Annotated in this window: 11 protein-coding genes and 1 pseudogene; 4 read left to right on the top strand and 8 right to left on the bottom strand. The window is 65.2% G+C overall.

Features of this window, described 5'->3' with window-relative positions; all coding sequences use genetic code 11:
* Window positions 1-194 precede the first annotated feature (194 nt).
* From QMX78_RS17320 to QMX78_RS17295, 6 genes and pseudogenes are all read right to left on the bottom strand, one after another.
* Window positions 195-497 (bottom strand): annotated as a pseudogene (locus tag QMX78_RS17320) (Na+/H+ antiporter subunit G); the annotation flags it as partial.
* Entirely contained in the window at window positions 494-736 is a 243-nt protein-coding gene (locus tag QMX78_RS17315; protein ID WP_231732514.1) for a K+/H+ antiporter subunit F, read from the bottom strand. The pseudogene QMX78_RS17320 and the gene QMX78_RS17315, both read right to left, overlap by 4 nt.
* A gap of 38 nt (window positions 737-774) precedes the next feature.
* Window positions 775-1,281: a Na+/H+ antiporter subunit E gene (locus QMX78_RS17310; protein WP_282271845.1), complete on the bottom strand. Its 507-nt coding sequence runs from the start codon at window positions 1,279-1,281 to the stop codon at window positions 775-777.
* Window positions 1,278-2,822 (bottom strand): monovalent cation/H+ antiporter subunit D, encoded by a 1,545-nt coding sequence (locus tag QMX78_RS17305; protein WP_282271843.1) that lies wholly within the window; start codon window positions 2,820-2,822, stop codon window positions 1,278-1,280. Before QMX78_RS17305 ends, QMX78_RS17310 begins: the two co-directional genes overlap by 4 nt.
* Entirely contained in the window at window positions 2,819-3,199 is a 381-nt protein-coding gene (locus QMX78_RS17300; protein WP_282271841.1) for a Na+/H+ antiporter subunit C, read from the bottom strand. The genes QMX78_RS17305 and QMX78_RS17300 overlap by 4 nt, the downstream gene beginning before the upstream one ends.
* Window positions 3,199-6,027, bottom strand: coding sequence for a monovalent cation/H+ antiporter subunit A (locus tag QMX78_RS17295; protein WP_282271839.1), 2,829 nt, complete (start codon window positions 6,025-6,027; stop codon window positions 3,199-3,201). Before QMX78_RS17295 ends, QMX78_RS17300 begins: the two co-directional genes overlap by 1 nt.
* A 423-nt stretch (window positions 6,028-6,450) precedes the next feature.
* Here QMX78_RS17295 and QMX78_RS17290 point away from each other — a divergent pair, with 423 nt between their 5' ends.
* Complete coding sequence (locus QMX78_RS17290) at window positions 6,451-7,374, top strand: NAD-dependent epimerase/dehydratase family protein (protein ID WP_282271836.1); 924 nt, start codon at window positions 6,451-6,453, stop codon at window positions 7,372-7,374.
* Window positions 7,375-7,426: 52 nt separating this feature from the next.
* On the opposite strand, the gene QMX78_RS17285 is transcribed toward QMX78_RS17290, so the two are convergent.
* Together QMX78_RS17285 and QMX78_RS17280 are read right to left on the bottom strand one after the other, a co-directional pair.
* On the bottom strand, window positions 7,427-7,900 hold the full coding sequence (locus tag QMX78_RS17285; protein ID WP_282271834.1) for an Mpo1-like protein: 474 nt from the start codon (window positions 7,898-7,900) through the stop codon (window positions 7,427-7,429).
* Window positions 7,901-7,994: 94 nt separating this feature from the next.
* A complete protein-coding gene (locus tag QMX78_RS17280) occupies window positions 7,995-8,921 on the bottom strand; it encodes a phosphoribosylaminoimidazolesuccinocarboxamide synthase (RefSeq protein WP_282271832.1) in 927 nt (308 codons plus the stop codon).
* Window positions 8,922-9,086: 165 nt separating this feature from the next.
* Between QMX78_RS17280 and QMX78_RS17275 the strand changes: the two genes are divergently transcribed.
* From QMX78_RS17275 to QMX78_RS17265, 3 genes are read left to right on the top strand one after another with little or no spacing between them, the layout of a single operon-like run.
* Entirely contained in the window at window positions 9,087-9,416 is a 330-nt protein-coding gene (locus QMX78_RS17275) for a DnaJ domain-containing protein (RefSeq protein ID WP_282271831.1), read from the top strand.
* Between the two features lie 11 nt (window positions 9,417-9,427).
* On the top strand, window positions 9,428-10,102 hold the full coding sequence (gene rpe, locus QMX78_RS17270; RefSeq protein WP_282271829.1) for a ribulose-phosphate 3-epimerase: 675 nt from the start codon (window positions 9,428-9,430) through the stop codon (window positions 10,100-10,102).
* A 3-nt stretch (window positions 10,103-10,105) separates the two neighbouring features.
* The gene (locus tag QMX78_RS17265; protein WP_282271827.1) at window positions 10,106-10,597 is read left to right on the top strand and encodes a GNAT family N-acetyltransferase; all 492 of its coding nucleotides are present in this window, start codon (window positions 10,106-10,108) and stop codon (window positions 10,595-10,597) included.
* Window positions 10,598-10,668 lie beyond the last annotated feature (71 nt).

Raw genomic sequence — 10,668 nt, 5'->3', positions numbered from 1 at the left:
GCCGAGCCATGCTCGGCAGGGGCTTTCCCGGTAAGGCTCCAGCCGAGCATGGCTCGGCACTACAGGGTGTTACCGGGAAGGCCTCATGCCGAGCATGGCTCGGCACTACAGGGTGTTACCGGGCAGGCCCCATGCCGAGCACGGCTCGGCACTACCGGTGGAGCTTCTGCTCGGTATTACTCTTTTGGCGGTTCCGGCCGGCTTTCCATCATCAGCGACAGTGCGGCCTTGGCCATCAGGTGGGCGCTGATCGGTGCGGTGATGAACAGGAAGACGGTGATCAGCAGCTCGCGTGGCTGCGGGTCCTGGCCGAGGAAGATGTGGTACGCCACCGAGCACACCAAGACGCAGCCCACGCCCAGCGTGCTGGCCTTGGTCGGTGCGTGCAGGCGTTTGAAGAAGTCGGAGAAGCGCACCAGGCCGAGTGCGCCGACCAGGATGAAGAAGCAGCCGAAGGCCAGCACCGCCGACAGCGCGATCTGCAGGAAGGTGATCATTCGACGATATCCCTGCGCAGCACGAACTTGCTCAGCACCACGGTGCTGCAGAAGCCGAGCATGGCGATGATCAGTGCGGCCTCGAAGTAGATGGCCGAGTCCAGGTACATGCCGAACAACATCAGCTCGGCGATGGCGGTGACCGACAAGGTGTCCAGCGCCAGGATGCGGTCCGGCACGGTCGGTCCGCGCAGCAGCCGCCACAAGCCCAACAGCATGGCGATGCCGACCACGTGCATGCACACGATCAGGGTGGTTTCGAATATCTGGTAACCGTTCACGGGAAGATCTCCATCAGCGGCGCTTCGTAGCGGCTCTTGATCTCGTTGATCAGGGCGTTGGCATCCTCAAGGTGCAGCACATGCACCAGCAGGTGGCGGCGGTCCTCGGACAACGCCGCCGACACCGTGCCCGGGGTCAGGGTGATGAAACTGGTCAGTGCGGCGATGCCGTGGATGTTGGCGATATCCAGTGGTACCCAGATGAAGCCGGGCTTGAGCTTGTGCTCGGGCCCCAGCACCTGCGCGGCCACGCGCAGGTTGGAGACCAGGATGTCCCACAACACCACGGCCAACAGCTTGGGTACCGGCCGCAAGCTGCCGAGGCGGGCGAACTCGCGGTCCAGGCGCGCGGCGAACAGCGGGATCACGGTTCCAAGCAGCATGCCCAGCAGCAACTGGCCAAGGTCGAAGCTGTCGGACATCAACAGCCAGAAGGCGACCACGGTGATCGACAGGGCGGGCGACGGGAATACCCGGCGCAGCAGGGGGCGACGTTCGCTCATGGCTGCCTCACCTGCGGCGTGGTGCCGCGTACGTCTTGCAGGTACTGATCCGGCGCCAGCAGCTGCGTGGCGATGGCATCGGTCTGCCGCATCAGCGGCCCGGCGAACACCGTCATCAGCACCACATAGCCGAGCAGCAGGCAGGTGGCGGCGGTTTCGAACGGACGTGCCGGGGCTTCATCCGGTTCTGGCGGGGGAGCATTGTCATCGTCACCGGGGACATGCCAGAACAGGCGGATGCCGGTGCGGGCCAGGCCCATGATCACCAGCAGGCTGCTGCCCAGCACGGCGCTCCAGACCACGGCGGTATGCGCTTCCGGAACGGCCGAGAGCAGCGCGGCCTTGGCCAGGAAACCGGCCAACGGCGGCAGGCCGGCAACGGCCACCGCACCGACCAGGAACAACAGGCCCGGCACGGTCTTGCCCGGCAGTACGGTGAGCTCATGCTCGCGGCGGCGGTCGGCCTGCTGGCGCCGGCGCCGCATCAGGTCGGCGATCAGGAACAGCGCAGCGGCGGCGAAGGTGCTGTGCGGCAGGTAATACAGGCCAGCGGAGATGGTGCCGGTGCTGCCCAGCGCGAAGGCGATGAACAAGGTCGCCGCAGACACCACCACCAGGTAAGCCACCAACACGCTCATGCGCGTGGCCGCCAGCGCGCCCAGTGCACCAACCACCAGGGTCGCGATGCCGGCCCACAACAGCCAATCGCTGCCGTAACCACTCAGCGCGCCGGCGTCGGCATCGAACCACAGCGAGGTCACGCGCAGCACCGAGTACAGGCCGACCTTGGTCATGATCACGAACAGCGCGGCGACCGCGGCCGGCGCACGTGCATACGACTCCGGTAGCCACAGGTACATCGGCAGCAGCGCGGCCTTGGAGCAGAACACCAGCAGCAGCAAGCCCAGGGCGGCCTTGGCCAGCTTCAGGTGCGAGGGTGGCAACTCGACGATGCGCTGGCTGATCTCGGCCAGGTTCAAGGAACCCAGGGTGGCGTAGAGCATGCCCAGCGCGATCAGGAACAGGGTCGAGGCGGTGACGTTGAACACCACGTAATGCAGGCCGATGCGCATGCGCAGGCCACGTCCGCCGGACAGCAACAGGCCGTAGGAGGCGATCAGCATCACCTCGAAGAACACGAACAGATTGAAGATATCGCCAGTCAGGAAGGCGCCGTTGAGGCCGACCAGTTGGAACTGGAACAGCGCGTGGAAATGCGGCGCGCGCCGGTCCCAACCGGTGCAGGCGTACAGCAGGCAGGCGATGGCCAGCAACAGGGTGGTGAGCAGCATCCAGCCGGCCAGGCCATCAGCCACCAGCGCGATGCCAAGCCGTGCCGGCCAGTCACCCAGAAGGTAGGCCGAGATCTGGCCCTGGCTGGTCTGTGCGAACAGTAATGCCACCGCCGCTGCCAGCGCGGCCATGCTGGCCCAGGCCACCGTGCGTTGCACCTTGGGGCCATAACGGCGGTGTTCGATGAACAGCGACAGCGCAGCGCCCAGCAGTGGAATCAGGATCGGCAGGATCACCAGGTGATTCATGCGCCAGCCTCCGGCTTGGCCGCTTGCTCAGCCGGCAATTCGGGTTCATGTGCGTCGACGTGGTCGCTGTGGTTGTCGCTGCGGCTGCGCATCGCCAGCACGATGCTGACCGCGGTCATCGCGAAGGCGATCACGATGGCCGTCAGCACCAGCGCCTGCGGCAGCGGGTCGGTGTAGTGCACCAGGCTGGTGGCCACGCCGTCCTTGAGCACCGGCGCCTTGCCGGTGACCGGCCGCCCCGCGCTGAAGATCAGCAGGTTGGTGGCATAGGACAGGAAGGTCATGCCCAGGATCACATCGAAGCTGCGAGCACGCAGCAACAGGTACACGCCGATGCCGGCCAGTACGCCGATGGCGCTTGCCAGTGCCAGTTCCATCAGTGCATCTCCCCGGTGCGTGCCGAACGGCGGTGGATATCGATTTCGCCGTTGCGGGCATTGCGGGTGCGCGAGGGCTTGATGGTGCCCATCATCGACAGGATCAGCATCACCCCGCCAAACACCACCAGGTAGACGCCGGTGTCAAAGCCAATCGCACTGGCCAGCGGCACGGTGCCGATCAGCGGCAGCTCCAGGTCGAGGTGGCCACTGGTCAGGAACGGTACGCCGAACAGCATCGAGGCCACGCCGCTGAGCAGGGCGATCAACAGGCCCAGGCCGATGCAGCGGATGTAGTCGAAGCCGAAGCGCGACTCCACCGACTCGGTGCCCTGGATCACGTACTGGATCAGCAACGGCACCGCCAGCACCAGGCCGGCGACGAAGCCGCCACCAGGCGCGTTGTGGCCGCGCAGGAACAGGAAGATCGACACCGTGAGCGTCAGCGGGAACATGATCTGGGCCAGATCGGCAGGCACCGGCAGCTTGATCGGTGGGCCCGGCATGATCTGCTCCGGCGCCATCCGCGTGCGCCGCAGCATCGCGTGCACCACCAGCGCGGCGATGCCGAACACGGTGATCTCGCCGAAGGTATCGAAGCCGCGGAAGTCGACCAGGATCACGTTGACCACGTTGTGGCCATAGGCCTCGGGCAGTGAACGCAGCAGCATTTCACCGGACATGGTGTTGGGCGGCAGCGTCATCAGCGAATAGGCCAGCGCGGCGATGCCGCCGCCGGCAAGGATGGCAAGCACCGCATCGCGGCGCTTGCGCCAGCGCGAGTGCTCCGGCGGCGACTGTGCGGGCAGGTAGTTCCTGCCCAGCAGCATCAGCACCAGCGTCACCATCTCCACCATCAGCTGGGTCAGGGCCAGGTCGGGTGCCGACAGGAACACGAAGGTCAGCGCCACCATCAGGCCGGTGCCGCCCATCACGATCACCGCCAGCAGACGCTGCTGGTACAGGAACAGCCCGGCGAACGCGCAGGCCAGCATCACCAGCCACAGTGTCCAGCCCAGCAAGGGCATGGACTGCGGGGCCGGCCACACCGGCATCACCGGATTGGCGATGTAAGGCGCTGCAGCGACGATCACCGCCACCAGCACCAGCGCGAACAGCATGCGCTGCAGGCTGCCATTGGCCAGCACGGTGGTGACGCGATGAGCGAAGCCGAACAGCACATCCAGACCGCGATGGAACAGGTGCTTGCCGGTGGGGCGGTTGCGCGCGGCATACAGGTCGGTGAAGCGGCGCAGGCCGAAGTACAGCGTCACACCGCCGACCACGCCAATCGCGCTCATCGCCAACGGCAGGTTGAAGCCGTGCCAGACCGACAGGCTGTACTCCGGCATTGACGTGCCAAGGATCGACGCCGCTGCGGTCTGCAGCACCGGCGCGATGGTCAGCGCCGGGGCGATGCCGACGGCCAGGCAGATCACCACCAGCACTTCCACCGGCACCTTCATCCAGCGCGGCGGCTCATGCGGCACCACCTCGATGTCGACCGGGCCCTTGCCGAAGAAGGTGTCGTGGACGAAACGCAGGCTGTAGGCCACGCCAAGGATGCCGGCCAGCAGGGCGGCGGCACTCATTGCCGAGCGCATCCAGTCCGGGCCCTGCGTTGCCAGTGCCTCGGCGAACAGCATTTCCTTGGACAGGAAGCCGTTGAGCAGCGGGATACCGGCCATCGCCAGCGAGGCGACGATGGCCAGTGCGCTGGTGATCGGCATCAGCCTGCGCAGGCCGCCGAGGCGGCGCATGTCGCGGGTACCTGTCTCGTGGTCGATGATGCCGGCGGCCATGAACAGCGAGGCCTTGAAGGTGGCGTGGTTGAGGATGTGGAACACGCCGGCCACCACCGCCATCGGCGTGGACAGGCCGAACAGCAGGGTGATCAAGCCCAGGTGCGAGATCGTCGAATAGGCCAGCAGGCCCTTGAGGTCGTGCTGGAAGATTGCATTCCAGGCGCCGATCAGCAGGGTGAGCGCACCGATGCCGCTGACCACGTAGAAGAACAGTTCGGTGCCGGCCAATGCGGGGTGCAGGCGAGCCAGCAGGAATACACCGGCCTTCACCATGGTCGCCGAGTGCAGGTAGGCCGAGACCGGCGTCGGTGCTGCCATCGCATGCGGCAGCCAGAACTGGAACGGGAACTGCGCGCTCTTGGTGAAGATGCCGGCCAGCACCAGCAGCAGTGCCCACGGGTACAAGGCGCTGCTGCGGATCACGTCGCCCGAGGCCAGCACCACGTCCAGGTCGAAACTGCCGACGATGCGGCCGATCAACAGCACGCCGGCCAGCAGCGCCAGACCGCCGCCGCCGGTGACGATCAAGGCCATGCGCGCGCCCTCGCGGGCGTCCTTGCGATGTGACCAGAAGCCGATCAACAGGAATGAACTGATGCTGGTCAGCTCCCAGAACACCATCAACAGCAGCAGGTTGCCGGCCAGCACCATGCCCAGCATCGCGCCCATGAACAGCAGCAGGTAGCTGTAGAAACGCCGCGCGCTGTCCTGCGCCGACAGGTAGTAGTGCGCATACAGCACCACCAGCGCGCCGATACCCAGTACCAGCCCTGTGAACATCCAGGCCAGGCCATCCAGGCGCAGGCTGAAGTCCAGGCCGATCTGCGGCAGCCATTGCCAGCTGTTGCGGACGATCTCGCCATCGAGCACGGCCGGGGTGGCGCTGCCGAGCAGGGCCAGGCCTAGAACCGGTGCCGCTGCTGCTGTCCATGCGGCTGCACTGCGCGACAAACGGCCATTGAGAGCGATGGCCGCTGCCAGCAGAAAAGGCAGCGCAAGCAGTAGCAACAGGACTGGCGTCATGTAGGGGCGCGGTTCAGAAAGGGGTTTTGCAGTCTAACAGGCGATTTTTTCGATCCGCGACTTTTTCTGAATGATCCGTTCGGGTTGGGTCACCAGGGCCAATGCTGCCAATGGCTGCGGCCGGAAAACGTCAATGCATCGCATCGCAGCGACGCTTCCGAGGCTTTGTCCGATGTGCTGCAACCGGCCGGCCGTTGGCGGGAGCGGCGTAAGCCGCGAAGCCGACGGGTTTTTAGATGGCACGGATGCCAGGTGCGTCAGTTTGCGGGAGCCGCGTCAACCGCGAAGCTGGCAGATCATCGGATCGCAAGGATGCCAAGGGTTTGAGCAATGTCAGCTTCACAGCTGACGGCGCTCCCACAAACAGCCCTCAATTCCGGTGGCGGCTGCGGAATCAGGCGTGCTTGGCCTATCCTTGTGCGGATGGAGAACGAGATTCGTAACAAGGCGGGCCAGCGCAGGGCACTGCTGTTTGGTGGCAGTGGCCAGATTGGCGAACCCTTGTTGGCGCAATTGTTGGCGGCAGGTTGGGAAGTGACAGCGGTGTCCCGCCAGGCGCGCAGCGATACCCCTGGGGTTCGTTGGGTGCAGGCCGATCTCTACGGGTTCTGGAGTGATGGGCAGGCATTCGACGCGGTGCTCAGCTGTGGGCCCCTGGACAACTTCGCACGCTGGTATGCCGGTTCCAACGTCCGCAGCCCTCGGGTGGTGGCCTTCAGTTCAACCAGTGCGGAGGTCAAGCAGGATTCGGCCGAACCCGCGGAGCGTGATGTCGCGCGCCGTCTGCAGGAGGCCGAGCAACTGTTGTTCATGACTGCCAGCGAGCGCGGGGTTGCAGCCACGGTGCTGCGACCGACCCTGATTTACGGAGCCGCCCGCGACAAGACCCTCACCTCGATCGCACGCATCGCGCTGCGCACCCGTGTCCTGGTGCTGCCGACCTGTGCCAAGGGCCTGCGTCAGCCAGTGCATGTCGAGGATCTGGCCAAGGCCGTATTGCAGGTGTTGCCAGCAGCCAGCAGCCATGCACAGGCCTATGCTCTGGGAGGCGGTGAAGTGCTGCCCTACAACCTGATGGTGCGACGGGTGTTGGCCACCTTGCGCCCGCGCCCACTGTTGTTGCGGGTGCCCACGCCATTGTTTCTATGGGCGTTGCGCAAGGCACACGGAAAAGGGCGCTTGCTGGGCATGAACGAGGCAGTGCTGGAGCGCATGCGCGACCCGCTTGCGTTCGATATCACCCCGGCACGGCGTGATTTTGGCTATGCGCCGCGTGCCTTCGCGGTGCGGAGCGATATGTTTTTAGGCGCCCGCGATGACAACGGGGGCGGTCTGGCGGAAAGCTGAGCCGAGCTGGGTGGTCGCGGGCCTGTCCTGTCCGGATGTGGCCCGCAGGTACTCAGTAGCGCCAGCCGAACTGCCGGAACAGCTTGGACAGCACCCAGATCGGGCCGATCAGCAGGTAGGTCAGGTCGGTGAGGAAGCTTGGCCGGCGTCCCTCGATCTTGTGGCCGATGAACTGCGCGATCCACGCCACCACGAACACGCCGATGGCAAGGTAGAGCAACGTCTGGATGCCGAGCCGGTCTTCCAGCAGCCGGCAGATGCAGCCGAACACGAAGAAGATGATCAGCATGCCGATGCCCAGCGGGCGCGACAGGCGGTTGTAATAGGCCCAGGTGCCGAACATGGCGAACGCCGCCCAGATGCCATGCTGGAACCACGGCAGCAGTGGCGGGATGCACCACAGCATGGCAATCACCGACCACAGGATCGCCGGCACGGCGACGACGTGGATGGCCTGATTGGTGTGGTTGACGTGATCGCCAGAGTAGCTGGCGAAGTAACGATCCACAGGACGCGCAATACTCATTCCAACTCCCTCCCGGGTTGACTGGCAGAGCATAGCGCGGCTTCCCTACGGATGCGCACGGTGAGCGTGCGCATCCGTGACGGGCACAGCAGGATCAGTCGACGCTGATGCCGGCCAGCTTGTCCAGTGCTTCGGCGTACTTGGCGCGGGTACGCTCGATCACCTCGGCCGGCAGGGCCGGGCCCGGCGCGGTCTTGCCCCAGTCCAGCGTTTCCAGGTAGTCGCGCACGAACTGCTTGTCGTAGCTGGGCGGGCTGATGCCCACCTGGTACTCGTCGGCCGGCCAGTAACGGGAGGAATCCGGGGTCAGCATCTCGTCCATGATGTACAGACGGCCATCGGCATCGGTACCGAACTCGAACTTGGTATCAGCCAGCAGGATGCCGCGCTCGGCTGCGTATTCGGCGGCGAACTGGTAGATGCGCAGGGTGGCATCGCGCACCTTCTCGGCCATGTCGGCGCCAACGGCCTTGACCATCGCGTCGAAGTCGATGTTCTCGTCGTGGTCGCCTACCGCCGCCTTGGTCGACGGGGTGAAGATGGCTTCGGGAAGCTTTTCGGCCTGCTGCAGGCCGTCGGGCAGGGCGATGCCGCTGATCTTGCCGGTGCGCTGGTAGTCCTTCCAGCCGCTGCCGATCACGTAGCCGCGGGCGATGGCCTCGACGGGTACCGGCTTGAGCTTCTTGGTCACCACCGCGCGCTTGGCGTACAGCGCCGGGTCCACGCCTTCGGGCAGCACGCTGGCCACGTCGATGCCGGTCAGGTGGTTGGGCATCAGGTGCGCGGTCTTGGCGAACCAGAAGTTGGACACCTGGCAGAGCATCTCGCCCTTGCCGGGGATCGGGTCGGGCAGCACCACGTCGAACGCCGACAGGCGATCGGTGGCGACCATCAACAGGTACTCGCCCGGAGGGGTTCCGGCCGGCAGACGTTCGCGCGGGATATCAAACACATCACGCACCTTGCCGCGATGGCGCAAGGGCAGGCCGGGAAGATCGGATTGCAACAGCGTGGTCGGCACGGGCACTCCTGGGACTTGGCAATGAATGCCGCCGGCTTGGAGGACCCGGGTCTGGAGGACCCGCAGGGCCCGCGGCTGGTCGGCGGGCGGCCTAGTGTACGGCCGGATCGGGCCGCTGTGGCATAAAATGCACGTCTTGATTGTCCACAGGCCATTCACCCACCCATGCGCTGGTACGGAAAACTGTTCGGCTTCATCGCCGGGGCCCTGCTTTTCAGGCCCAACCCCTTGTTTGGCGGGATAATCGGCCTGTTGCTGGGGCACGCCTTCGACAGCGACTGGTTCAAGCTGGGCAAGGACCTGCCGTACCGTGAACTGGGGGTCACCCGCGACGCCACCGACGCCGAGATCGACCTGGCCTACCGCCGCCTGATGTCCCAGTACCACCCCGACAAAGTGGCCGGCGCCGCCCCCGAGCTGCGCGCCCAGGCCGAGAAGAAGGCCCGGCAGATCAACGCCGCCTACGACCGCATCAAAACCCTGCGCAAGCGCTGAAAGGCTCCGTCATGTCCAATTGCATCATCGCCCCGTCCATTCTCTCGGCCAATTTCGCCAAGCTCGGCGAGGAGGTCGACAACGTGTTGGCCGCTGGCGCCGATTGGGTCCATTTCGACGTGATGGACAACCACTACGTGCCCAACCTGACCATCGGCCCGATGGTCTGCCAGGCGCTGCGCAAGCACGGTGTTACCGCGCCGATCGACGTGCACCTGATGGTTGAGCCGGTCGACCGCATCGTGCCGGACTTTGCCGAGGCTGGCGCCAGCATCATCAGCTTCCACCCGGAAGCCAGCCGCCACGTCCACCGCACCATCCAGCTGATCAAGTCGCACGGCTGCAAGGCCGGCCTGGTGCTGAACCCGGCAACGCCGATCGAAGTGCTGGACTGGGTGCTGGAAGACCTGGACCTGGTGCTGCTGATGTCGGTCAACCCGGGCTTCGGTGGCCAAGCCTTCATCCCGTCGACCCTGGACAAGCTGCGCGCGGTGCGGGCGATGATCGACAAGCTCGGCAAGCCGGTGCTGCTGGAAGTGGACGGTGGCGTAAAGGCCGACAACATCGGTGAGATCGCTGCTGCCGGTGCCGACGCCTTCGTTGCCGGTTCGGCCATTTTCAATGCGCCCGACTACGCCGAGATGATCAGCAAAATGCGCGGCAATGTCGCCGCAGCGCGAGGCTGAGTGATGAGCGCGGCTGACGTGCAGATCCGTCCGGCAATCGCCGATGACGCAGGCCTGATCCTGCACTTCATCCGCGAGCTTGCCATCTACGAGAAAGCCGAATCCTCGGTGCAGACCGACGAGGCCGGCATTCGTGCCAGCCTGTTTTCTGCTGATGCAAAAGCGCAGGCTTTGATCTGCGAACGCGGTGGCCAGGCCATTGGTTATGCGGTTTTCTTCTATAACTACTCGACCTGGTTGGGCCGCAACGGCATCTACCTGGAAGACCTGTACGTCAGCCCGGAAGCGCGTGGCAGCGGCGCCGGCAAGGCCTTGCTGCAGCACATCGCCAGGCTGGCGGTGGAGCAGGGCTGCGGTCGTTTCGAATGGTCGGTGCTGGACTGGAACACGCCGGCCATCGACTTCTACAAGGCCGCCGGCGCAGTAGCGCAGGACGAATGGACGGTGTATCGACTACAAGGCGACGCACTGCAGAAATTCGCCAAGGGCGGCTGATCTGTAGTGCCGAGCCATGCTCGGCAGAGGCTCTACCGGTAATGCCCCAGCCGAGCATGGCTCGGCTCTAC

This window comes from Stenotrophomonas sp. PS02298, from assembly GCF_029959445.1.
GTDB lineage: Bacteria > Pseudomonadota > Gammaproteobacteria > Xanthomonadales > Xanthomonadaceae > Stenotrophomonas.
This window is presented reverse-complemented; position numbering and strand designations above follow the sequence as displayed.